The organism is Pontibacter burrus (assembly GCF_010686685.1).
Taxonomy (GTDB): Bacteria; Bacteroidota; Bacteroidia; order Cytophagales; family Hymenobacteraceae; genus Pontibacter; species Pontibacter burrus.
The window spans coordinates 25919-49657 of record NZ_JAAGWD010000001.1; the positions used below are offsets into that span (position 1 = coordinate 25919).

Genomic DNA, 23739 nt, shown 5'->3' on the forward strand with positions numbered 1-23739 from the left:
CCTTTTCTGTTTTAAATACCTGTAGTTATAAAAGTGGTTGGGATATAGTTTAGGAAGGCATAAAAGCAAAAAAGCCACTCATTTCTGAGTGGCTTCTGCTCCCCCTCCTGGGCTCGAACCAGGGACCCCCTGATTAACAGTCAGGTGCTCTAACCGACTGAGCTAAGGAGGAATTTATGTCCAGTGGCGGCTTCTACCGCCGAATGATGATGCAATATTACAGCCTCTTGATCGATTATGCAAGTACTACTCTGAAAAAATCTTTTACTTTTTTATAAGAATCTGACTTTCAAAGCAAAAATTTAATTGGTGATATAAAGAATATTGTTCACCAACGAGGTTCGGTACTGCAACAAGCCATAAACAGCCGGCCCTGAGGTTACCGCACCCTGAAAATTAAACTGAGAACCGCAGCAACTATGCGTTAAAAACAGGTTTGATTGGTCTGCCGAAACAACACCGCAATTAGCATCGGGGTCATAAGGGCAGGCGCGCTCAAAAGCATAATAAGTACTGGCGTTCTGGCGTACCACTATAATGCCCCGGTAGCCCCCTTGTATGTAAGCGTAGCCCCCATCCTGCCGTAGCATCGGGTACTGCAAACTGTTTACGCTGATCTGTTCATTTACCGGCACATTGGGTACACCAGGCCGTACGGTATCAGAGCTGCAGGCGCTAAGGATAACTATAGCCAGTAAGGCAAGCAGCTTATTTATAGTCGTAAAAACCTTTGCCGGTTTTGCGGCCGTGGTGGCCTGCATCCACTTTTTGCTGTTGTATGCGGCTCGGTCTGAATTTAGGATCATAGTGGAAAGCCTCGAACATGGAGCTGGTTACAGAGAAATTAGTATCTACGCCGATCAGGTCCATCAGCTCGAACGGGCCCATCTTAAAACCGCTGGCCTGCATCAGCTTATCGATGGTTTCTACATCGGCCACGCCTTCTTCCAGCAGCTTTAGTCCTTCTACGTAAAAGTGGCGCGCTACACGGTTAACGATGAAACCCGGCGAATCTTGCGCCATAACCGGTGTTTTCTCCAGCTTCTGGGCCAGCTTTTTTATAGTATGTGCCACTTCAGGGCTCGTAGAAGCACCTGAAATAACCTCTACCAGCTTCATTATGTGTGCCGGGTTAAAAAAGTGCATCCCCACAACACGCTCCGGGTTCGGAACGCCCGCCGCAATGCGCGTAATCGGGATAGACGATGTGTTGGATGCCAGTATAGTCTGGTCGGAGTTGATATCGGCCAGCTCTTTAAAGATACTCTGCTTCACTTCCAGCCGCTCTACCACCGCTTCAATGATCACATCGCAGTGCAGGTCCAGCGTGTTGCCGGTAAAAGTCAGATTAGCCAGTGCTGCTTCTTTCTCAGCTAGAGTTAGCTTGCCGCGTTCAATGCCCTTATCCAAGTTTGAAGCGGTAGTTTGCTGCGCCTTTTCCAGTACAGTAGCATTGATATCGAACAGGATAGTTTTATAGCCTGCCTGCGAACAAATCTGGGCTATCCCCTGCCCCATCGTGCCAGCCCCAACTATACCAATCGTCTGTATATCCTCGAATTTCATATTTTTAAATGGTTAAATTGTTTGGTGGTTAAATTGTTAAAAGGCCACACTGTAACTATAGAATAGCTATTTGCGAAGCCCAACAATTAAGCAATTCAACCATTTAGCCATTAAACTATACCTTCAAACTGGCGAAGGAAGCGCACGTCGTTTTCTGTGAACAGGCGCAGGTCTTTTATCTGGTACTTCAGCATGGTTATACGCTCGATACCCATACCAAACGCGAAACCAGAATATACATTTGGGTCGATACCGCAGCTTTCCAGCACAGCAGGGTCTACCATACCGGAACCGCCAATTTCTACCCAACCGGTTTGCTTACAAATGTTGCAGCCTTCGCCTTTACAGATCAGGCACGAAATATCGATTTCGGCGCTTGGCTCCGTGAAAGGGAAGAACGACGGACGGAAACGTACTTTGGTATCCTGGCCGAAAAGCTCTTTAGCAAAGTAGTAAAGCGTTTCTTTCAAATCTTTGAAGCTCACGCCTTTGTTTACATACAAGCCCTCTACCTGATGGAACACCATATGTGCTCTGGCAGAAATAGCCTCATTACGATACACACGGCCTGGCATAATGCTGCGCAGCGGTGGCTGGTTATTTTCCATTAAACGCACCTGCACGTTAGAGGTGTGTGTGCGCAACAGGTGGTTCTTATCTTCGCTTAGAAAGAAGGTATCTTGCATTTCGCGGGCAGGATGGTTCTCCGGGAAGTTAAGGGCTGTAAAGTTGTGGAAATCATCCTCCATCTCCGGTCCTTCGGCCACGTTAAAGCCAATGCGCTCGAAAATGCGCACGATCTCGCGGCGCACCAACGACAATGGATGGCGGGTGCCTAACGTGTTCGGTATAGTTGGCAGCGTAAAATCAAAGCCGATGTCCGTATTGCTTTCAGTGCTGTTAGCCAATTGCTCCTGAGCTTGGTCGAAACGCTCCTGGGCACGGTTTTTCAGCTGGTTCAACTGTTGACCTACTTCGCGGCGCTGCTCTGGTGCAACCTCCTTTAAATTATCAAAAAGGGCTGCAATCTGGCCTTTACGACCTATATAAGTAATTCTGAACTGCTCCAGTTCGGCTGCGTTGCCAAGCGGTGCGGTTTCTATCTCTTGTGCTACTCGTTGTATGTTCTCCACCATAGTATGCAAAGATAATAAATTGAAGGATTACCCCATCCCAACCTTCCCCTTTTAAAGTGGGGGATTGCTGCTATAGTTATGGTTAGGCTAAAGTTTCATAGTTGGTCCAATCACCCCTAACCCCTCCTTGTCTAAGGCATGGAATTATTACCTCACTCCAGCCCTCACCTAAGAACAGGAGAGGGAATTAAGAGCGTTTGCTATAGTTATATTGTTAGCATTAACCCACCCCTACCCCTCCCGAGAGGGGAATTCTGCTGTTGCTATAGTTTAAGTTATACATCTATAGTTCAGACCACGAGCAGGCAGGCGCAGCCTGCCCCAAGAAACTATAACCACGGAGAAGCCAAGCAATAATAGCTTCTCAACTAAACTATAATGGTAGCTATCGAAAGATATCAGTCTTTGGGTTGAGCGCCTTTGACTTGTTGCGGTGCCGCCAGGCAACACGAGCAGAGCGAGGGTAGCAAGAAGGCAGCAGCGCGATGCCCAAAGACGGGGCCCCGCGGCCGTGAGCGCACCAAAGCTGGATTGAAACGATAGGTTGGTAGAGCTCCCAGGATAAGTGGTAACTATGAAAGAAACTGCTTGTGGCAAGTTGCAACTATAGTTGGCTATAGTTTGAGATAGATTTCTCACTTCATTCGAAATGACAATTATGTAATGGCCATATAAGATGTCTCGACTACGCTCGACATGACAAGAGTGGAACTATAACAACGTCACTTTGCAAATCAAAAATCACTAAAATCCTGATACAGAAAACTTCAAAGCTTCCAGAATCAAATTAATATACCATCTTTACTATACTTAACAGCAGCGGTGAACAAAACGAATTCGGCGTTTACCGACGCAACCCTGTAGCTTACCGACTTTTTACCTTTACCAGCCTATTAGCTATAGCCGGCGCTTACTGATTGAAGTACATTTGATCAGAAATTAAAACAAAACAACTATGGAAAATCAAGATCTGAACACAAACAAAGGTTACAAAGGCTGGAAAAACCGTTCCGACAACAGAAGTGGCCGCGTAATGGGTGGCCTGGTGCTTATACTGGTAGGTGTCGTGCTGCTGGCTTACAAAATGAATATCGTCTTTTTACCGCGCTGGTTTTTTTCATGGCAGATGATTCCGATTCTGGTCGGTTTATTTATCGGTTTCAGGCACTCCTTCCGCAACCCGGGCTGGATATTGCCGGTGGCCTTAGGCGTCATATTCCTGATTGATGATTATGTACCGGGCATCTCGTTTCGCAATTACCTTTGGCCAATCGTGATCATTGTTATCGGGCTTTGGGTGATGCTTAAACCCAGACATAGTACACGCCACTACGATGACTATAATATAGGCAAAACAGCTACACCACCCTACCCTGTAACCGGTACCCAGTCAAATACCGAAAACGCGCCAGCCGGAGACCAAGCAAACTACTCGCAGGACCACCTCGACTCAACCGCTATATTTGGCGGCGTGAAGCGCAACGTGATTTCTAAAAATTTTAAAGGTGGCGAAGTGGTAAGCGTATTTGGCGGCAACGAGATTAACCTGTCGCAGGCAGATATACAGCACCCGGTTGTAATTGATACTACACAAGTATTTGGCGGCACTTCACTCATCATTCCGCCGCATTGGGAAGTAAAATCAGAAGTGGTAGCCATATTGGGTGGCATATCAGATAAACGCCCTTTACTGCCCGGCGGCTACGATCCTAACAAAGTAATTATTCTGAAAGGCACAGCCTTGTTTGGCGGACTGGATATAAAAAGCTACTAAACGATAGCTGATGGCTCAGATGCGCGCGGTTTGGTTATACCTGGGGTGGGCGGCTTTCTGGTCGGTGGTGTTTGTGCTGGTGTTGCTGCCGGCTAACTATAGCCTGACCTTAACTATAAAGGATGCGCTGCTTTATAACCTGTTACTAACTATAGCCGGTTTCGCGGCGGGCACAGGCCTGCGCTACTACCAGCCAACCGTGCGCCAGGGCGTGCTGCTTTTGGCCTGGAGTTTAGGGTTGGCCGGCATGTGCACATTAAGCTATAGTTTGCTGATCGACAATTTTATAACTGATAACCTGTACCTGCGCTTTGCCAGCAGTTCGTTGCCGATGCGGCTAGTGTTTGGTTGGTTGCTGCTGCTGCTGTTGCTGCTGCTAAACTGGTTCTGGTTTTATACCAAAGAGCAGCGCCACTTAGAAGCACGAAAAGCCGCCACCGAGAAACTGGCCCGCGAAGCAGAACTGTATACCTTGCGCCAGCAACTGCAGCCACACTTTCTGTTCAACAGCCTGAATTCGATTAGTGCGCTGGTGATAACAAAGCCGCAGCAAGCCCGGACGATGGTGCAGCAGCTTTCCGATTTTTTGCGGGGTACCTTAAAAAAGGACAACCAGCAGAAAGTAACTCTCTCAGAAGAACTGAAGCAGCTGGAACTATACTTAGCCATCGAAAAAGTACGCTTCGGGCACCGGCTGCAAACTATAGTTGATGTAACCGATGAAGCAAAAGCCCTGGCATTACCTGCTTTGCTGTTGCAGCCTATAGTTGAGAATGCCATTAAGTTTGGCCTTTATGGCACCACCGGCGATACTACCATAACTATAAACGCTGCAAAAGATGATGGCAAACTTATAATACAGGTACAGAACCCCTTTGATGCAGATGCTGTGCAGGCGCAGGAAGGAACAGGTTTTGGGCTAAGCTCGGTGCAGCGCAGACTATACCTGCTCTATGCCCGCCACGACCTGGTACAAACACAGCAGCACGAAAACCAATTTATCACCACCGTAACCATACCACAAAACTATGATCAAGTGCCTCATAATTGACGACGAACCGCTGGCCCGCAGCATAGTTGCCGAGTACCTGCAGCAGCACCCCGATGTAACTATAGTTCAGGAATGCGGCGATGGTTTTGAAGGTATAAAAGCCATTAAGCAGCACCAGCCCGACCTCATATTTCTGGATGTGCAGATGCCCAAAATAAATGGTTTCGAGATGCTGGAACTGGTAGAGCAGCAGCCCGGCGTGATCTTTACCACTGCTTTTGATAACTATGCCCTGAAGGCCTTCGAAGCCAATGCCGTGGATTATCTGCTCAAGCCTTTTAGCCAGGAGCGCTTTGATGCAGCCCTTAAAAAGTGGCAGGAGAAACGCACTTCCGAAACTATAGCCAAACCCGCAACTATAGACCTGAGCGAAGTACCCGCCAAGCAACCCGAAGAGCGCGCCCGCATTGTAGTAAAAGCCGGTAACGACATCCGGATTATACCGGTGCAGGATGTGCTGTACCTGGAAGCCTACGACGATTATGTTAAGATCCACACCAAAGATGGCCTGTTTCTGAAAAAGAAGACGATGGGCTACTACGAGCAAACACTGGACTCAGCGCAATTTGTGCGCGTGCACCGCTCCTTTCTTGTACCTATCACCCAGATCACCCGCATAGAGCCTCTGGAAAAAGACAGCCATGTAGCTCTGCTCAAAAATGGCGAGCGAATTCCGCTTAGTAAAAGTGGTTACACCAGGCTGCGCACCGTGCTGGGACTATAAAAAAATTTTGTTGGAATCTTTCATGCTGCTATCATTCCTGGCTATCAGTTAGATAACGCTTTTGCTATATTCCAGCTCATTTTAGTCGGCTTAACACCACTTCTCACTAGAAAAACCCAATTCTGCTTGCAATATAAGCTTTTGCAATTTAGCTGGAAATGAGATTTTTAAGCAGAATTTCTAAAACAAATTAGGCCCCTGGAAACTTTGGATATAAAAAACGTTTCCATAGTTTTGCGCCGTTATGAGCAACGCCGAATTAGAAGAGAGAACCGACAACAGACAGAAAATTTCTGAAACAGCTTTCCAGTTGTTTTGCCAGCGCGGTATTAAAAGTGTGTCGATGGATGATATTGCGCAGTTTCTGGGAATGTCGAAAAAGACGATCTACAAGTGGTTCGACAACAAGAACGAAATTGTAGTGGCCTCAACAGGTGCCTACCTGCAAGACATGCAGCAACGTTGCGAAGTACACTTTCAGAACTCCGGCAATGCCATAGAAGAGCTTTTCAACATCATGGCCATGACGCGCGAGCTCTTCAACCAGTTTCACCCTTCCGTTTTCCACGATCTGCAGAAATACCACCCTGACGCTTTTAAACTATGGATGAAGCACCGCGACGAGTACATGTTTGAGAAGATAAGGGAGAACCTGCTGCGCGGCATAAAAGAAGGACTTTACCGCAAAGACCTGGATGTGGATGTAATGGCAAAAATACGGCTGGTACAGGTGGAGTTGCCGTTTAACCCGATCCTGTTTCCGCCACTTAAATACGACCTGAGGCGGGTGCAGATGGCTACTCTGGAGCACTACATGCTGGGCCTGGCCACACTAAAGGGGCACAAGCTGATAAACGAGCTGAAGCACATTAAAGAAGAAGAATAACCTACTACCTGACCAAAATAAAACATGAAAAAAAGTACTACACTACTCGTTGCTGTACTGATGCTGCTCGGCTTACCCGGAACCTATGCCCAGGACGCCATGCAACTTAGCCTGCAACAGAGCATAGACTATGCCTTGCAAAACAGGGCCAGCTTAAAAGCGGCGCAGAACGAGGAGAAAATTGCCAAAGCCAGAACAGGCGAAATACGCGCCATGGGCTTGCCGCAGATAAATGCAGCCGTAGAAGTGGGCAATAACTTCATCAAGCAGAAAACCCTTTTAGACGTAAGCGATTTCGGTGGTGCCCCGCAGGTACTTGATCCCTTTGTAATCACCCCGGAACAGCTGGCATCTGGTCAGCCAATTACCCTGACACCAACTTACTCCAGACCAAACCCAGGCCCCGGAGAAGGCGGCTTGCAGGCCATTACTTTTGTGCAGCCCTATAACGGCAGCGCAACTGTAACCGGCAGCCAGCTCCTGTTCGATGGCTCTTACCTGATTGGTTTAAAGGCAGCTAAAACCTATACAGAGCTATCGCGCAAAACCACTACCCAGACCGAGATAGACATTGTAGAGCAGGTGAGCAAAGCCTATTACGGTGTGCTGGTAAACCGGGAGCGCATTGAACTCCTGAACCAGAACCTGGTACGTTTAGACACGCTTCTGAACCAGACTCGCATCATGTTCCAGAATGGAGTAGCTGAGCAGTTGGATGTAGACCGCCTGCGCGTGTCTTTTAATAACCTGAAAGTGGAACAGCAGCGTGCCGAGCGCCTGATGCAGCTAAGCGAAAACCTGCTGAAATTCCAGATGGGCCTGCCACAGAACCAGGCCGTTGTACTGACCGATGAACTAAGCGAAGTAGAAGTTGATGTAGCAAAGCCTAATACACAGAACTTTAACTATAGCAACCGCATCGAATTCTCTATTCTGGAAACGCAGCGCGACCTGGCAGCTTTGGATGTCCGGAACATTAACTCGGGTTACCTGCCTAAACTATACCTGAACGCACGGTACGGCTACAGTGGCGTGGGCGACTCGTTCTCGGATATTATGAACGTGCGTGCCGGAGCCAACAATATGATAGACCGCAACTGGTTTGATTTTGGTTATGTTGGCGCGCAACTACAACTCCCCATTTTTGACGGACTTCGCAGGCACTACCAGGTGCAGCAGGCAAAACTACGCTTAGAGAACACCAAGTTTGGTTTTGAGACCCTGCGCCAAAGTATAGACCTGGAATTGGAGCAGGCATCAACAGAACTGACCAATGCACTGGATGTGCTTAAATCGCAGCAGGAGAACTTAACACTGGCTGAAGACATAGCGCGTGTGTCGAAAATCAAGTTTCAGGAAGGCGTAGGCTCTAACCTGGAAGTGATAACCGCCGAAACCGACCTGCGCCAGGCACAAACCAATTACTACGCTGCCATTTACGACGCCCTGATTGCCAAAGTAAATTTAGAAAAAGCCAAAGGCACCCTGACCACGAAATAAAACCATGAAAAACCTTATCCAACCGAAAATGAGACGCATTACCGGAATTGCCGCAATGGCGCTTATACTAGGCCTTAGCGCCTGTGGCAGCAAAGGCAATGACAAAGAAAGCCAGCTGGCCGCCTTACGTGAGCAGCAGGTAACTATAGAAAAGCAGATTGCTGAACTGGAAACCCAACTGAAAGCGGAAGGCAAAAAAGTTAACAGACCCAAAAAGACAGTGCCGGTAACAGTAGTAGCGCTGCAGCCCGAAACCTTTAGCCACTACCTGGAGATGCAGGGCCGCGTTGATTTTGACCAGAACGTGCTGGTGAGCGCCCGTGTGCCAGGTGTGCTGACCAGCGTGCGCGTGCAGCCCGGCGACCGCGTAAGCAAAGGCCAGACCATGGCAACTATAGATGCGCAGGTGCTGGAACAGAACATGGCCGAACTGCGCACGCGCCTGGACCTGGCACGCATTGCTTACGAAAAGCAGAAAAACCTGTGGGACCAGAAGATCGGGACCGAGATGCAGTACCTGACAGCTAAAAACAACAAGGAAGCCCTGGAGCGCAACCTGGCAGCCCTGCAACAGCAGCGCGATCAGTACAATATTAAAGCTCCTGTAAGTGGTGTGGTAGATGAAGTGATCCCGAATACCGGCGAAGCAGTAGCACCAGGCATTGGCATTATAAGAGTTGTGAATGTGGCCGGCGGCAAGATTGTAGCCGAAGTATCAGAAGCTTACCTGACCCGCATCAAAAAAGGCGATAAAGCCATCGTTTACTTCCCTGACCTGAAAAAAGAAGTGCAGACCACAGTGAACGTGGTGGGGAATTTTATTAACCCGACAAGCCGCACCTATACGGTGGAACTGAAGCTGGACAATGCTAACGAGGTAGAAATGCGCCCTAATCTGGTAGCTGTCGTGCGCATACAGGATTACGAAAACAAAAACACCATTGTGGTACCGGTAAATCTGGTGCAGAGAGACGAGAAATCGGAGTTTGTGTATGTGGCTCAGAAAGAGGGCGAAGGCTATGTGGCCGCCAAGCGCATGGTTAAAACCGGGCAGAGCTACAAAGGCAACACCGAAGTATTAAGCGGACTGGCAGCCAATGACCAGGTGATAACGGCAGGTTACCAGAACCTGAACGAAGGACAGCCGGTGGTATTTACCACTACAAACAGCCTGAGCCAGAAGTAAGCCTACACTATTAACCTAAAACTATGAAAGAGTTCAAGCCAACCAGTTGGTCTGTCAATAATAAAACCAGCATCTACATCATCACGCTGATCATTTCGATCTGGGGTATCTTCTCTTACATCAACATCCAGAAAGAGAACTTCCCTGACATCGTGATCCCGACGGTGTTTGTGAGCACCATTTATGCCGGTACCTCCCCTTCCGATATCGAAAACCTGGTAACACGCCCCATCGAGAAAGAAATAAAATCTATCTCCGGTGTTAAAAAGATCACGTCCAATTCCATCCAGGATTTCTCGATGGTGGTGGTAGAGTTTAACACCGATGTAGATGTGTCCGAAGCCAAGCAGCAGGTGAAAGATGCCGTAGACAAAGCCCGCCCCGACCTGCCAACCGACCTTACCCAGGAACCAAACGTGCAGGACATCAACTTTTCGGAGTTCCCAATCATGCAGGTTAACATTTCGGGCAACTATAGCCTGGACCAGCTGAAGAACTACGCCGAAGACATACAGGACCGCATCGAATCGCTGACCGAAATTACCCGTGTGGATATGGTGGGCGCCCTGGACAAGGAAGTGCAGGTAGATGTGGACATGTACAAAATGCAGGCAGCCAAGGTAACTTTTAATGATATCTCTAACGCCATCGCATATGAGAACTTAACCCTATCGGGCGGTAACGTGACTGTCGGCGAAATGAAGCGCTCGGTGCGTATAGTTGGCCAATATGCGGATCCAAACCTGATCGGGGATATAGTGGTAAAATCGGTGCCAGGTGCCAACATTCAACTGAAAGAGATTGCTACTGTTAGAGAAGGCTTTGAAGAGCAGGAAAGTTTTGCCCGCCTGGATAACAAGCCGGTAATTACACTCAGCGTGATCAAGCGTAGCGGCGAGAACCTGATCGAAGCATCAGACAAAATAGATGCGCTTTTAGATGACATGGAAGGCTCTGTACTGCCAGCCGATTTGAAAGTTAGCGTTACCGGCGAGCAGGCCACCCAAACCAGGCACACCCTCAACGACCTGATCAATACCATCATCATCGGGTTTGTGCTGGTTACCATTATCCTGATGTTCTTTATGGGTACGACCAACGCCATATTTGTGGGTTTGTCGGTGCCTATCTCTATGTTCGTAGCCTTCCTGCTCTTCGATTCGATGGGCGTATCGCTGAACATGATCGTGCTCTTTGCATTTCTGCTTGCCCTGGGTATAGTGGTGGACGATGCCATTGTAGTGATCGAGAATACGCACCGTATTTTCCATACATCAAACCTCGGTATAGTTAAAGCGGCAAAGGTGGCCGCTGGCGAAGTGTTTGTGCCAGTGCTGGCAGGTACGCTTACAACTATAGCACCTTTCTTCCCGCTGCTGTTCTGGCCGGGTATAGTTGGGGAGTTCATGTTTTACCTGCCCATTACGCTTATTGTAACCCTGATGGCGTCGTTGCTGGTGGCCTTTATTATTAACCCGGTATTTGCGGTGTCTTTTATGAAGAAAGACCACGCCGCCCCGACTGCCAGACAGAATAAGCGCTTCCTGACTATTATAGGCGTAATTGTGGTAATCGCCATCGTGTTTTACATCATGGGCTCATTCGGCACGGCAAACCTGATCATGTTGGGTGTAGTTTTAGTGGCCCTGAACCGCTTTGTATTTACCCGCCTGATCAACAAATTCCAGAGCAATACGCTCCCCAAGTTTATGTCCGGTTACGAGCGCCTGCTGCGCTGGATGTTGGTAGGCTGGCGCCCGGTTGCCGTTTTTGCCGGCATATTCGGCCTGCTGATTCTCTCTATTATATTGGTTGGCATACGTTCCCCAAAAGTGGTTTTCTTCCCCGACAGCGACCCGAACTTTGTATACACTTACATACAGATGCCGGTTGGTACCGACCAGGTTGTTACCGACTCGGTTACCAAAGTAGTAGAGAAGAGAATTTATAAGGTAATCGGCGAAAACAATCCGGATGTAGAGTCGGTTATTTCGAACGTAGCGATCGGGGCCGGCGACCAGAACGACAGAAGCGCCACAGCACAATCCCACAAAGGGAAGGTAACTGTAGCGTTTGTAGAGTACATGTATCGTGTAGGCGACAAGACCACATCGGCCTACATGAACGAAATCCGTGAGGCTGTGAAGGGAATACCGGGCGCTGAAATTACGGTTGATAAAGAGCAGAACGGCCCGCCGGTAGGCAAACCGATCAGCATCGAAATTTCCGGCGAAGATTTTACCGAACTGATTGCGCTGTCTAAAAACGTGGAGCAGTTTATCAACAACCAGGGGATAGAAGGTATTGAAGGCCTTAAATCGGACCTGGAAGACAGCAAACCGGAAATTGTGGTAAACATTAACCGCGAGCGTGCCAACCGCGAAGGAATCAGTACTGGTCAGATTGGTCAAGAGATCAGGACAGCTATTTTTGGAAGAGAAGCTTCTAAATTTAAACTGGACGAAGACGAATACCCGATACAGGTGCGCTATGCTGAGCCTTACCGCAAAAACATAGATGCCCTGCTGGATTCGCGCCTGACCTACCGCGACATGAACACAGGCCAGGTGCGCCAGATTCCGCTTTCGTCGGTAGCAAGTATAGAATATGGTACAACTTATGGCGGTATTAAGCGCAAAAACTTAAAACGAGTTGTAACTTTGGAGTCGAATGTGCTGGACGGGTACAACGCAAACGAGGTGGTGCAACAAATAGAGCAGTCGCTGCAGGATTTCCAGACGCCGGAAGGCTATGAAGTGCGCATGGGCGGCCAGCAGGAAGAGCAGCAGGAAACATTCCAGTTTCTGTTACTGGCGCTGGTGGCAGCTTTCTTCATCATCTTCCTGATTCTGGTTACGCAGTTTAACTCGGTATCCAAGCCGTTTATCATACTTTCAGAAGTGTTGTTCAGTATCATCGGGGTGCTGCTGGGCTTTTCTATCTTTAGAATGGATGCTTCTATAGTTATGACAGGTGTGGGTATAGTTGCGCTGGCCGGTATAGTAGTGAAGAATGGTATACTTATAGTTGAGTTTACAGACCTGTTGCTGGAAGAAGGCAAGGAACTGAAGGAAGCTATAGTTGAGGCCGGCAAAACACGCCTTAACCCGGTTATACTTACCGCTATGGCAACTATATTGGGACTGATACCGCTGGCGTTGGGTGTAAACCTGAACTTCTATACCCTGTTTACGGAGTTTAAGCCAAACTTCTTTATGGGTGGCGAAAGTGCAGCTTTTTGGGGCCCGCTCGCCTGGACCATCATTTTTGGCCTGGGATTTGCGACCATCGTGACGCTGCTTATTGTGCCGGTAATGTACTTACTGAACGAGAAATTAAAAGACAAGCTGATAGGCAAAAAGAAAAGAGCCGCAGCTTTAAAGATAAAGCAGGAGCAAATGCCTGTGAATGGTAAAGTTAGAGAATACACTTATTAATAGAGTACCCATGATTACGACTGATAAAGCTATTGAGCAGGAGGTTATCCGTATCATTAGCAGAACAAAAAAAGTAAAGCCATCCCGCTTACAAAGTGATGTGAGCCTGGAACAAAAACTGGGTTTCGATACGCTGGATGTAGTAGATATTATTCTTGCCCTGGAAAAAAATTTCCATATCGTGATTCCGGATGAAGTGCCGATTAACACGGTGGGCGATTTTGTAACCTATGTGGCTGACCATACTGAAACAGTAGCGGCCTGACATTTTTACTTCTTAAACAGCAAAGGCGGGAAAACATCCCGCCTTTTTTTATTTCCCTAACTATAGCTGAATCATTAAGCGAGTGCTCTTGTCAAACTATAGTTCCCGGCACAAATCAGGCACTCTTTTCGCAACAACGCTGTTAGATGACCTAAATCTGTGCTAACTTGCGCCGCATTTTTATAAATCACTAAAAACCTGTGAGATCCAACCCTTTATCAACACTTGCATTGCTGCTTTCGGCGGCTCTTTATTTATCCGGCTGCACCAGCACATCCAAACTGCAGACGCAGGCGCCTGAAACTACTGTTCTGGCGGCTCCGGCATATCAGCCAAAGCTCTCTTCTATTACCATTCCTGTAAGCGTGCAGGTGGCAACTATAGAAGAAATGCTGAACCGCGAATTTGCCGGCGTACTTTACCGCGACACCAACCTGGACGATGACAACGTTGCCGTAACGGTAAGCAAGAATGGCCGCATAACTATCCGCGCCGATAAAGACAAACTATACTTCAGCGTGCCGCTTAACATCTACGCCAAAGGTCGCTGGAAATGGGATCCTTGCCAGCTTTGCCCGGCCATAGATAAAACCGAAGACACCAAGTTCGACATGGTGATCAACACGGAAAGCAAGATAAACCTGACAGAGGACTATAAGCTGAAAACCACCACTACCGGCAACTTCGAGTGGGGAAATACCAAACCTGTATTGGAGCTAGGTCCGTTAAAAATTGGCCTGGCGCGCTTTGTAGAGCCGGAGCTGCGCAAGCAAATGGCAAACCTGACCAAACAGCTGGATAATGAGCTACAGAAACAGGTAGATGTAAAGAAATACGTACTTCAAGCCTGGACCATGCTGCAAGAGCCGGTAAAAGTTAACGACGACATGAACGCCTGGCTGCAGGTAGTGCCGCAGGATGTACGCGTAACGCCACTTCAGCTGCGCAACGGCACCCTGGCTATGCGCATTGGCATTACCTCTTACATAAACGTGACTACTGATGGTAAACCTATAGTTAAAACCAACAAAGCCCTCCCAAAACTGGTGCTCGACAATAAACTTACCGATAACATTCAGGTAGGCTTAACCGCAGATATACCTTACACCCACGCTACCAAAATGCTGCAACAGCAGGTGGCCAACCAGACGTATAAGTTCGATGATGGCAAGAGCCAGCTAACCGTAAAAGATGCCGCCATTAGCCCGGCCGGCGACCAGCTTACCCTGATGCTGGACGTGGATGGCAAAACAAAAGCCGGTTTATTCACTAAAAAGATTGTAGGCAAAGTATACCTGCGCGGCACGCCATACTACGATGCAACTACAGCATCTATAAAGGTTAAAGATGTGGACTATACCCTGGAAACCAAAGATAAACTGCTAAACACAGCCAGCTGGTTAGCCAAGAATAAGTTTAAGGACATGATTCAGCAGCAGGTAAACATACCGGTGAAAGACCAGCTGACCGATGCCCATAAATCGCTGCAGCAAGCCCTGGACAAACAAGGCCGCGTGCACGAATCGGTTATGCTGAAAGGTAAAATACAGACCATAGAGACGGACAACATTTACCTGACTCCTACTGCCATCCGGGCGGTTATAAATGCAAAAGGCAGCCTCACCGCAACTATAGACAAACTATAGTTACAAATGACCACTAAACTATAAACGGCCGCTACACAAGTGGCCGTTTATAGTTTCCGGATTGGCCTGGGGCTATTGAATGTGGTGTTAGGTATTTGGCTGGGAGTAGCAATGTTGGCAATTGTAAAGTCGCTTTCGGGGTTGCTGCGGTCCGATGCCAGCATTATAGTTCCGTAGTTCTTATAGTCTGCCCAGCGGCGCATGAACGTGGGTTCTTTGTCGTGAAAATCTTTAAAGTAAGCCCATTGCGTTATCAACCCTGATTTTTTATCTATCCACAGATGATATTTATTTTCAGGTGTCAGGCCCACATGATCAAAGGTCATCTCTAGCATATCCGCTGCTGCACCATTCATTGTTTTGCCTCCACCAATGTATTTCAGATTTACGCCGGGGTCCTGTAGTTTAAAGGGCATCACCAGCCAGTAAGCATTGTTTATCCAGGCAGCATAGGCTTTGTCCAGCAGCTTTTGCTTTTCTTTTCCGCTCTGTAATTCTTTCCCGTCAACATACACGCGTCCGTCCTTTGTTCGGGTATTGATAATGGCAACCAGGCTATCTTTCTCCCACCGGAAACGGTCAGCTTTTTTATCCCATACCTGGTACTGATCCCTGAAGCTCCAGGCTATAAAGCGGGTATTGTTCCAGCCTTGTTTGCCGCCCATCTGCTGCATTACTTTCTGAGCCAGTTCCTGTGCTTTTTTGTCCTGCGCAGCGGCCGGTGCTGTGTTAAATGCCATTGAAAAGAACAACAGCAGCCAAAACACGCCGTCTTGAAAGTTATTTCTTAATTTGTACATCACGCCTTACATTTATATTATAGAAAGTATACGTTTCCAGAGGATAGTTTGTCATTTCCCGATGTACGAAAAGTGCAGTATCCAACAATCATACAACCGGAACGTAATCAAAAGCCGGAACTACACAAACGCACTATATGGCAACTTTTACCTTTAAAGATATATTTTCACTCCTTAAAACCTCGGTTTCAGAATTCCTGGATAATGATTCGTTGCGGTTGGCGGCGGCGCTGGCGTTCAATGCCATTTTCTCTATTCCGCCCTTGTTGCTTATTATCATAAAGGCGGCCGGCTTTTTTCTTGGCGAAGCTGCCGTTTCAGGCGAACTCTCAAACCAGATCTCGACAGCAGTAGGCCCTGAAGCGGCCAAGCAGGTAGAAACTATAGTTCAGAATGCTACCCTGAGCGAAAGCGGCTGGGCACTATGGGTTGGTATAGGCACCTTGTTATTTGCGGGCACGACCTTTTTTGTAACGCTACAGCAATCTCTAAATACCGTTTGGAACCTGAAAGTGAAGTCCACTAACGGCATTCTGCGCATGGCAAAGGAACGTCTCTTCTCGTTCGGCATTATCCTGAGCATTGCGCTGCTGATGTTGTTCTCACTGGTAATGAGTGCGGCGATTGCTATCCTGAGCGGTTATATTTCGGATATGCTACCCGGCATTGGCGTCTGGCTCATCAAGCTCGTCGATTTTGTAGTTTCAGTTGGTCTTATTTCGTTGCTGTTTACCTTGATATTCAAGTACCTGCCGGATGGGGTTATCCGCTGGAAAGACACATTGATTGGCGCTGTGGTAACAGCGCTGCTTTTCGGTTTGGGCAAATTTCTGATCAGCTGGTATATCGGTACATCAGACCCGGGCTCGGCATATGGTGCAGCCGGTTCTATTATTGTTATCCTGGTCTGGATCTATTATTCGTCGATGATCGTGTTTTTTGGTGCGGAATTTACCCAGCAGTATGCCGAGCGTTACGGGCAGCACATCCGGCCAAAACCGCACGCCGTGTTTGTACGCTCTGTCGAGGAAACCTCAAATAAAGCTGACCAGGACAGCGGCAGGCCGAAGCCACAAGGCAGGTATAATAAGAACCCGTAGAACTGGTTGGTTAAATTTTAAAATGATCGCTAACTATAGTTGCTTTCGCTCGCGTCCCGCGAGTGTGCGTTACCAGCGGACTCTGGCCGCGTTATATTATAGTTTCGGCTGCGAGTAAAAGTAATTTCAACTATAGCTTTAACTATAGAACTATAGCAAGTATGCTCTTTCGGACTTCTTTGTCCGGAACAGCGAAGGTCGAAAGTTTGATAGAAACTATAGTTAGCTGAACTATAGCTTTAATCAACTTAGCAACAACTATAAACCCCGGTTGCCTAACAACCGGGGTTTATAGTTTATAGTTAAAAAGGCTATAGTTTAAGCCTGTTGTTGCTCTTTCACAGCCAACTGTCCGCAGGCGGCATCAATGTCTTTGCCACGGCTGCGGCGCACGTTTACCTGCAAACCACGGTCTGCTAAATAGTAAATAAACTTCTGCAAACGATCATCATCCGTATTCACGAAATCAGCGTTCGCGATCGGGTTATATTCAATCAGATTGATCTTGCATGGGATGATCTTGGAGAAACGAAGCAGTTCTTCAGCATCCTGCAGGCTATCGTTAAAGTTATCGAACACAATGTACTCATACGTTACCTTGCGGCCTGTTACCTGGTGGTAATGCTTCAGGGCATCCTTAAGCGCTTCCAAAGAATTCGTCTCGTTAATCGGCATGATCTGGTTGCGCTTCTCGTCGTTTGCCGCGTGCAGCGACAAAGCCAGGTTCGCTTTCACACCATCATCCGCCATCTTCTTGATCATTTTGGCAATGCCAGCTGTACTTACCGTAATACGGCGTGCTGCCATGCCTAAACCATCATGCGCGGTAATACGCTCGATGCTCTTCATCACGTTGGCGTAGTTCAGCATTGGCTCACCCATACCCATGTACACAATGTTGGTCAGGCCTTCGCCGTACTGGCGCATGCTTTGCTCGTTTATGCGCACTACCTGGTCATAAATTTCGGCAGCATCCAGGTTACGAACACGATCCATGTAGCCAGTTGCGCAGAACTTACAGGTAAGCGAGCAACCAACCTGGCTGCTCACGCAGGCTGTCTTGCGCTCCTCGTGTGGTATCAGTACGCCTTCTACAATGTTGTTGTCGTATAGTTTAAACGCAGATTTTATAGTTCCGTCGTTGCTCAGTTGCTCTGTAGCTACCTGCACGGCATTAATGGCAAAGTGCTGCTCCAGCTTCTCGCGCAGGGCCAGGCTCACATTGTTCATCTCCGCAAACGACCGGATAGAGTGCTTCCAAAGCCATTCATAGATCTGTTTGGCACGGAAAGGTTTCTCACCCTGCTCCACTAACCAACCTTTCAGGTCATCCAGTGTCAGCTTACGGATGTCTTTTTTATTTAAAATCGGAATATCTGCGATCAAAGTCATACTGCAAAATTACAAAAATACTTAGGCTTTAGTTTCAATTTTAGCCTTTACTTCGTCGGGTAGGGGCATTAGTTTTCGCTCGTTATAGTCAAAGCAGAGCATTCCAGTTTTGGCGCGAGCCACTTCTTTGCCATGTTGGTTTAGCACATGATAGGTAATATCAAAGCCATACTTGCTGATATCATCAAAAGCCATGTTTATAGTTAAGACGTGACCATAGAACCCTTCGCCTTTGTACTCGATGCCTACATCGGCCATGATCAGGCTTGCGCCGCCAATGCTTAGCTCGCTCCAGCCAAAGTTACCCAGCAACTGCATGCGCGCCTCGTGCAGGATAGACAGCAGGGCATCGTTGCCCAGGTGGTTGCCATAGTTCAGGTCGGTTACGCGCACCGGTATAGTTGCCGTAAAGTGTATGTGTTCAGGTATAGCTATCTTTATGCGTGCCACTTCTTATTAATGCTTGTTAGTTGTTGATTGCCTGCATCTATTAACAAGAGAATTACTTCCATGATTAACAGATCGGACATATTTCTGTAAAAGTACCAGTAAACTTCCACTCTTGCCGCCAGACTTACTGCTCATCTCTTGTAATTTTAATCAAATGTTGCTCTGCCAACTATAGCCTGATCTTATAATTCGTAAAATCTTCTGAATCATCGTGCTAATTATGATTACATTTGCAGCTTACTCTCATCATCATGCATCTCGAAATCAGGCAGACCAAAGACGGCTCTAACACGCTTTACGTGCCCGAGCTGAACGAGCACTACCATTCTGTGCACGGCGCTATGCAGGAGTCGCAGCATGTGTTTATTAAGCATGGCCTGGAGCATGCCTTGGAGCAGAAGCCCGATGTAAAGATACTGGAAGTTGGCTTCGGCACCGGCCTTAATGCGATCCTGACCTTTCCGTTTGCGCTTGCCCAGAAAGCTTTTGTGCAGTACGACACGCTGGAGAAATACCCGCTTACACAGGATGTGGTGGAGCAGTTGCACTTCGAAAAGTTTATCCTTAACCCGGAGCTATTCGACTACTATAAGCAGATGCACGCTGCCCCCTGGAACGAACCTGTAGACCTGATTCCGTACTTTACGCTGCAGAAGATACACGAAACCCTGGAAGAGTTCTGCCCGCCAGATGCCTATTACGATGTGGTTTACTTTGATGCCTTTGCTCCGGAAAAACAGCCTGAGCTCTGGACCGAAGAAGTGTTTGCCAAACTATACCGGGCTGTGCGGCCAGGTGGTGTGCTGGTAACGTACTGTGCAAAAGGCTCCTTTAAACGTGCCTTAAAAGCAGCAGGCTTTATAGTTGAGGCCCTACCCGGCCCTCCCGGCAAACGTGAAATGACGCGCGGCATCCGGCCGGTAGCATAACCCAGCCTCTTGCATTTACCCCTGAAAGCTAGATACTTAAGGCTTAAAGCAAACTATAGCTTTATTCAGACAAGCATTGCACTTGTACTTTTATTTAGCAAGTGAACTTTAACTTTCCGGATAATGTAGTATTTTGCATTAGCTTGAAACATCCTTTACCCTTTTAGCCAGAATGAAGAAATTATTTACAAATGTAATAGTAAGCCCGATCAAGGCGATTGGCCGCGGCGTTGCAAAACCATTCCAGTCGAAGTACGAAGTGGTTTGTACTACTTACCAGGTTATACCGGGCCTGCCGGTTAGCAAAAATGAGCAGACACATGCATTTGAGCGCGGTGCAGCCTTAGAAGCAAGAGAGTTTTACACTAAAGTAGTGTCGTCTGACATGACCAGAACTATGGCACCTGTAGAAGTGAAGCTTCGCAAAATTTACCTGAGCGGCAAAACGATTGAGCAGGCTGAGTTCGGCCCGGTTCAACACCTGAAAAACCTGAACGCAGGTAATAAAAAGAAATAACAGCTTCGGCTACTCAACTATAAAGCCCTTCTGACCACCGCGTTGGAAGGGCTTTCTGTTTATAAGGTTCTCCATTTTTAACCTCCCTCCTGTAACTGCGTACTGCACCATTAAAATATATAACAACTTTAATTTTACGCATCTGCTGCCTTAAGCTTTGCCCTTTTACATGAAAAACGCAGCAATTACAGTTATACTACAAGCCCTGGCAACATTTGCTATACTGGCTACTGTCCTGCCCCTGCTGCACTCGCAGGAGTGGTATGTCCGGGTGTTCGATTATCCTCGCCTGCAGCTCTTCGGGCTTGCTATAGTTTGTTTCATACTTTACATCTGGCTGGCCCCAAGACACCGCAAACGTGATAAGTATTTAAAGATAGCTTTACTGATTACGATCGTTTACCAGGCTGTTAATATCTACCCTTACACTTTTCTGGCTCCTAAAGAGGTAAAAGACGCAAACAGAAAATCACGCCCTACTACATGGCTGAGTTTACTGGTATCTAACGTGCTGATGGATAACAAGGAGCACGACAGGCTTTTATCGCTTGTCCGGCAACATAAACCGGATATACTCCTGCTACTGGAGTCTGATTCGGTGTGGCAGGAGGCACTTACTCCGGTAACCCAGCATTACCCTTACCGTGTAGAGATTCCGCTTGAGAATACCTATGGCATGCATTTGTATAGCCGGTTGCCCTTTCGTCAGCAGAAAGTAAGTTACCTGTTAGATAAAGATGTGCCTTCTATAAAAACTTATGTTAAGATGCGGAACGGTACCTGGGTAGAACTGCACGCCGTGCACCCCAAACCACCCGTACCTACAGAAGACCCTACCTCTGAAAGGCGTGATGCAGAGATTGTGATGATCGCCCGTGACATTGCCAACTCCAAATACCCGGTGGTTGTAGCCGGCGATTTTAACGATGTGGCCTGGTCGCGAACCACAGAACTGTTTCAGGAGGTAAGCAAACTGCTGGACCCAAGACTTGGGCGAGGCTTTTTTAACACCTTTAATGTTAACTATTTTTTCCTGCGTTGGCCCTTAGACCATATTTTCCATTCCAACCACTTTAAAGTAGTAAGTATAAAGAGGCTCTCCGACATTGGCTCAGATCATTTCCCGATCTACATCAAATTAAGCTTCGCCCCGGAAAACCAATATGATCAGGAAGAACCTGAGGCAGATGATGAGACCCAGGAAGAAGCAGACGAATTGATTGAAGAAGGCAAGGAAGAAGCGGCAGAAGAGAACGCCAAAAAACAGTAAGTTCATAATTGCCTTTATATTTTATATATTTAAAAAAGGCTATAAACAAACTATATGAACAAGCTACTCCTGATCCTAAGCCTCCTGCTATTGCCATTTATAACGCTCGCCCAAAAGGTTGATAAGAAGAAAGAGGCGCAGGTACTTGACGAAGGTTATAAACTATATCAGTCAGAGATGGCTTCGTGGCACGGAACCGATCTCTTTCTTGCTAATCACGCGGATCTGAAGGAGCAGGCAGGTGGTTATTTTTCTTATCCACACCAGGATAGCGTTACCTGTATTTTCTATTCTAAAGGCGATGTGCCCTCATCCCTGGTTTCCTTTACATTTAGCAAGGAGCTCGACTTGAATAGTGTAAAGACCAGAGCTGTGCAGCGGCCATTTACCGAACAGGAAAACACGCTTTACCAAATCAGGAAAAAGGCATTGGATGAAATTAATAATGACACCCTCTTCCAAAGGTTTAACAACACCAGCCTGAACCTGGTACCACTTATTGAAGGCAATAACAAGAAAGTGTATGTGTTGACCGGGCCACAGGTAAACGGTGTAGTGATACTAGGAAACGATTACCTGCTCACGTTTGATAAGAACAGTAACGTTTCATCTAAAAAGAAGCTCCATAACAACATTATCCCCATAGACTTTGCCAGCAGTAAAACCGACGAAGCAGTTACCATGCATAGCCACCTGCCATCTACGGGCAATTACCTTACTCCAACAGATGTTTGTACGCTGCTGCTGTATGGCCAGATGAGTAACTGGAAACAGCATTACACCATTTCCGAAAACCTGATTAGTATCTGGGATGTGGATCAGAGAAACGCTGTAGTGCTTACACGCAAAGCCTGGGACAAAATCAGGAAACATTCTGCTGAAGCCGCAGCAAATAAGAACTGATTTGGACTGGAACAGATAAACCTCTAACCTACTTTAACTTCCTTTTGGCACATTCCGTTTTAACAGCAGCAACAGTGTATTGCCATGCTGAAACGGAAATCACTACTTATACCAGCTATAGTTGTAGTTCTGCTCATTGCGTTCAGGATAGTGCTGCCTTACATTGTGAAGGACTATGTGAACAAATCGCTGGACGAGCTGCCCGGCTACAACGGGCATGTAAACGACATTGATATACACTTGTATCGCGGTGCCTATACTATAAAAGGCCTCGAGCTGATCGAAGAAAAAGGTAATCCCAAATATCCCTTCCTTAAAATACCACGCACTGACCTCTCCATAGAATGGAAATCGTTGTTTAAGGGCGAGCTTGTTGGGGAAGTAGTAATGGGATCGCCGCGCATGAACATCTTATCTGCCCCGGCAACCAAAGAGGCCATAAAACAAACCAACCAGGAAGACTGGACAAAAGTGGTTAAAGACCTGATGCCTATTACAATTAACCGCTTTGTTGTAAACAATGGTTACCTGGCTTACCTCGATTTTAAAGCATCGCCGGACGTAAACATGCACATTGAGAACATGCAGTTGGTAGCGCTTAACCTGGCAAATGTGGAGAAACAACAAAAGGCGCTGCCATCTCCGGCTACAATTACAGGCAACTCCATTGGGGGCGGCAAGCTAAGAGTAAACATGCAAGGTAATTTCCTGAAAGAGATACCAGACATGGACATAAAAATGGAGCTGACCCAGGTAGACTTAACCAAACTGAACGACTTTATAAAAGCGTATGGTAAGTTTGATGTAGAGCGGGGCAGGCTGGATATGTACGGCAAAGTGTCCATCAGAAACGGACAGGTGGATGGTTACATGAAGCCGTTCTTTGAAAACCTGAAAATACTTAACTGGAAGAAGGATAAGAAAGAAGGTGGCATCTTAAGCGCTGCAAAAGAAGCGGTAATCGGCTTGTTTGCAGAAGCTGCTGAGAACCAGAAACGCGACCGGATTGCAACACAGGTACCTATTAGTGGCAGCATAACTGCCATGGATACCGATAACTGGAAAACGTTTGTGAATGTGCTGCGCAACGCGTTTATAGAAGCGTTTAACAAAGGCATTCAGGATGAATCTGGTCTTGGTAGCTCAGGCCATAATAAAAAAGACAATGACAAAAAGGAAAAGAAGAAGGATAAGAAAAAAGATTAGG

Annotated in this window: 21 protein-coding genes and 1 tRNA gene; 15 read left to right on the forward strand and 7 right to left on the reverse strand. The window is 47.3% G+C overall.

Going from position 1 to position 23739, the window contains the following annotated elements:
• Positions 1–98: 98 nt before the first annotated feature.
• The 4 genes from GXP69_RS00150 to pheS form a co-directional block, all read right to left on the reverse strand.
• Positions 99–172 (reverse strand) — tRNA-Asn (locus GXP69_RS00150).
• Between the two features lie 130 nt (positions 173–302).
• The gene (locus GXP69_RS00155) at positions 303–761 is read right to left on the reverse strand and encodes a Rieske (2Fe-2S) protein (protein WP_235925512.1); all 459 of its coding nucleotides are present in this window, start codon (positions 759–761) and stop codon (positions 303–305) included.
• Entirely contained in the window at positions 709–1566 is an 858-nt protein-coding gene (locus GXP69_RS00160; RefSeq protein ID WP_163910739.1) for a 3-hydroxyacyl-CoA dehydrogenase NAD-binding domain-containing protein, read from the reverse strand. The genes GXP69_RS00155 and GXP69_RS00160 overlap by 53 nt, the downstream gene beginning before the upstream one ends.
• A 110-nt stretch (positions 1567–1676) precedes the next feature.
• Positions 1677–2702: a phenylalanine--tRNA ligase subunit alpha gene (gene pheS, locus GXP69_RS00165; RefSeq protein WP_163910742.1), complete on the reverse strand. Its 1026-nt coding sequence runs from the start codon at positions 2700–2702 to the stop codon at positions 1677–1679.
• A gap of 955 nt (positions 2703–3657) precedes the next feature.
• On the opposite strand from pheS, the gene GXP69_RS00170 reads away from it, so the two are divergent.
• The 9 genes from GXP69_RS00170 (at position 3658) to GXP69_RS00210 (ending at position 15171) form a co-directional block, all read left to right on the forward strand.
• Positions 3658–4476: a LiaF transmembrane domain-containing protein gene (locus GXP69_RS00170; protein WP_163910745.1), complete on the forward strand. Its 819-nt coding sequence runs from the start codon at positions 3658–3660 to the stop codon at positions 4474–4476.
• A gap of 10 nt (positions 4477–4486) precedes the next feature.
• A complete protein-coding gene (locus tag GXP69_RS00175; protein ID WP_163910747.1) occupies positions 4487–5527 on the forward strand; it encodes a sensor histidine kinase in 1041 nt (346 codons plus the stop codon).
• Positions 5505–6251, forward strand: coding sequence for a LytR/AlgR family response regulator transcription factor (locus GXP69_RS00180; protein WP_163910750.1), 747 nt, complete (start codon positions 5505–5507; stop codon positions 6249–6251). Before GXP69_RS00175 ends, GXP69_RS00180 begins: the two co-directional genes overlap by 23 nt.
• A gap of 244 nt (positions 6252–6495) precedes the next feature.
• Positions 6496–7137 (forward strand): TetR/AcrR family transcriptional regulator, encoded by a 642-nt coding sequence (locus GXP69_RS00185; RefSeq protein WP_163910754.1) that lies wholly within the window; start codon positions 6496–6498, stop codon positions 7135–7137.
• Between the two features lie 24 nt (positions 7138–7161).
• The gene (locus GXP69_RS00190) at positions 7162–8637 is read left to right on the forward strand and encodes a TolC family protein (protein ID WP_163910756.1); all 1476 of its coding nucleotides are present in this window, start codon (positions 7162–7164) and stop codon (positions 8635–8637) included.
• Positions 8638–8641: 4 nt separating this feature from the next.
• Positions 8642–9823 carry an efflux RND transporter periplasmic adaptor subunit gene (locus GXP69_RS00195; RefSeq protein WP_235925513.1) on the forward strand — a complete coding sequence of 394 codons (1182 nt, stop codon included), beginning with the start codon at positions 8642–8644 and terminating at the stop codon, positions 9821–9823.
• A 23-nt stretch (positions 9824–9846) separates the two neighbouring features.
• Entirely contained in the window at positions 9847–13260 is a 3414-nt protein-coding gene (locus GXP69_RS00200; RefSeq protein WP_163910759.1) for an efflux RND transporter permease subunit, read from the forward strand.
• Between the two features lie 10 nt (positions 13261–13270).
• Positions 13271–13525: an acyl carrier protein gene (locus GXP69_RS00205; RefSeq protein ID WP_163910762.1), complete on the forward strand. Its 255-nt coding sequence runs from the start codon at positions 13271–13273 to the stop codon at positions 13523–13525.
• Positions 13526–13725: 200 nt separating this feature from the next.
• Complete coding sequence (locus GXP69_RS00210; RefSeq protein WP_163910765.1) at positions 13726–15171, forward strand: DUF4403 family protein; 1446 nt, start codon at positions 13726–13728, stop codon at positions 15169–15171.
• Between the two features lie 47 nt (positions 15172–15218).
• Here the strand turns inward: GXP69_RS00210 and GXP69_RS00215 are convergent, their stop codons facing one another.
• Positions 15219–15971, reverse strand: coding sequence for a DUF6503 family protein (locus GXP69_RS00215; protein WP_163910767.1), 753 nt, complete (start codon positions 15969–15971; stop codon positions 15219–15221).
• A gap of 137 nt (positions 15972–16108) precedes the next feature.
• Between GXP69_RS00215 and GXP69_RS00220 the strand changes: the two genes are divergently transcribed.
• A complete protein-coding gene (locus GXP69_RS00220) occupies positions 16109–17071 on the forward strand; it encodes a YihY/virulence factor BrkB family protein (protein WP_163910770.1) in 963 nt (320 codons plus the stop codon).
• A 318-nt stretch (positions 17072–17389) separates the two neighbouring features.
• On the opposite strand, the gene rlmN is transcribed toward GXP69_RS00220, so the two are convergent.
• A complete protein-coding gene (gene rlmN / locus GXP69_RS00225) occupies positions 17390–18463 on the reverse strand; it encodes a 23S rRNA (adenine(2503)-C(2))-methyltransferase RlmN (protein ID WP_163910772.1) in 1074 nt (357 codons plus the stop codon).
• Between the two features lie 21 nt (positions 18464–18484).
• Positions 18485–18913, reverse strand: a complete 429-nt coding sequence (locus tag GXP69_RS00230) for an acyl-CoA thioesterase (protein ID WP_163910774.1) — start codon at positions 18911–18913, stop codon at positions 18485–18487.
• A gap of 251 nt (positions 18914–19164) precedes the next feature.
• Between GXP69_RS00230 and mnmD the strand changes: the two genes are divergently transcribed.
• The 5 genes from mnmD (at position 19165) to GXP69_RS00255 (ending at position 23738) form a co-directional block, all read left to right on the forward strand.
• On the forward strand, positions 19165–19842 hold the full coding sequence (gene mnmD, locus GXP69_RS00235; RefSeq protein WP_163910776.1) for a tRNA (5-methylaminomethyl-2-thiouridine)(34)-methyltransferase MnmD: 678 nt from the start codon (positions 19165–19167) through the stop codon (positions 19840–19842).
• A 172-nt stretch (positions 19843–20014) separates the two neighbouring features.
• Entirely contained in the window at positions 20015–20359 is a 345-nt protein-coding gene (locus tag GXP69_RS00240; RefSeq protein ID WP_204281872.1) for a hypothetical protein, read from the forward strand.
• Positions 20360–20528: 169 nt separating this feature from the next.
• Positions 20529–21629: an endonuclease/exonuclease/phosphatase family protein gene (locus GXP69_RS00245; protein WP_163910778.1), complete on the forward strand. Its 1101-nt coding sequence runs from the start codon at positions 20529–20531 to the stop codon at positions 21627–21629.
• Between the two features lie 54 nt (positions 21630–21683).
• Entirely contained in the window at positions 21684–22532 is an 849-nt protein-coding gene (locus tag GXP69_RS00250; RefSeq protein WP_163910780.1) for a hypothetical protein, read from the forward strand.
• A gap of 84 nt (positions 22533–22616) precedes the next feature.
• Complete coding sequence (locus GXP69_RS00255) at positions 22617–23738, forward strand: DUF748 domain-containing protein (protein WP_163910782.1); 1122 nt, start codon at positions 22617–22619, stop codon at positions 23736–23738.
• Position 23739 lies beyond the last annotated feature (1 nt).

Bases quoted from the DNA above. Each gene is read 5' to 3' on its own strand.
- GXP69_RS00200 (WP_163910759.1), top strand. From the start codon at position 9,847: ATGAAAGAGTTCAAGCCAACCAGTTGGTCTGTCAATAATAAAACCAGC.
- GXP69_RS00250 (WP_163910780.1), top strand. From the start codon at position 21,684: ATGAACAAGCTACTCCTGATCCTAAGCCTCCTGCTATTGCCATTTATA.
- GXP69_RS00255 (WP_163910782.1), top strand. From the start codon at position 22,617: ATGCTGAAACGGAAATCACTACTTATACCAGCTATAGTTGTAGTTCTG.
- GXP69_RS00245 (WP_163910778.1), top strand. From the start codon at position 20,529: ATGAAAAACGCAGCAATTACAGTTATACTACAAGCCCTGGCAACATTT.
- GXP69_RS00205 (WP_163910762.1), top strand. From the start codon at position 13,271: ATGATTACGACTGATAAAGCTATTGAGCAGGAGGTTATCCGTATCATT.
- GXP69_RS00160 (WP_163910739.1), bottom strand. From the start codon at position 1,566: ATGAAATTCGAGGATATACAGACGATTGGTATAGTTGGGGCTGGCACG.
- GXP69_RS00175 (WP_163910747.1), top strand. From the start codon at position 4,487: ATGGCTCAGATGCGCGCGGTTTGGTTATACCTGGGGTGGGCGGCTTTC.
- pheS (WP_163910742.1), bottom strand. From the start codon at position 2,702: ATGGTGGAGAACATACAACGAGTAGCACAAGAGATAGAAACCGCACCG.
- mnmD (WP_163910776.1), top strand. From the start codon at position 19,165: ATGCATCTCGAAATCAGGCAGACCAAAGACGGCTCTAACACGCTTTAC.
- GXP69_RS00215 (WP_163910767.1), bottom strand. From the start codon at position 15,971: ATGTACAAATTAAGAAATAACTTTCAAGACGGCGTGTTTTGGCTGCTG.
- GXP69_RS00190 (WP_163910756.1), top strand. From the start codon at position 7,162: ATGAAAAAAAGTACTACACTACTCGTTGCTGTACTGATGCTGCTCGGC.
- GXP69_RS00220 (WP_163910770.1), top strand. From the start codon at position 16,109: ATGGCAACTTTTACCTTTAAAGATATATTTTCACTCCTTAAAACCTCG.
- GXP69_RS00240 (WP_204281872.1), top strand. From the start codon at position 20,015: ATGAAGAAATTATTTACAAATGTAATAGTAAGCCCGATCAAGGCGATT.
- rlmN (WP_163910772.1), bottom strand. From the start codon at position 18,463: ATGACTTTGATCGCAGATATTCCGATTTTAAATAAAAAAGACATCCGT.
- GXP69_RS00185 (WP_163910754.1), top strand. From the start codon at position 6,496: ATGAGCAACGCCGAATTAGAAGAGAGAACCGACAACAGACAGAAAATT.
- GXP69_RS00170 (WP_163910745.1), top strand. From the start codon at position 3,658: ATGGAAAATCAAGATCTGAACACAAACAAAGGTTACAAAGGCTGGAAA.
- GXP69_RS00195 (WP_235925513.1), top strand. From the start codon at position 8,642: ATGAAAAACCTTATCCAACCGAAAATGAGACGCATTACCGGAATTGCC.
- GXP69_RS00180 (WP_163910750.1), top strand. From the start codon at position 5,505: ATGATCAAGTGCCTCATAATTGACGACGAACCGCTGGCCCGCAGCATA.
- GXP69_RS00155 (WP_235925512.1), bottom strand. From the start codon at position 761: ATGCAGGCCACCACGGCCGCAAAACCGGCAAAGGTTTTTACGACTATA.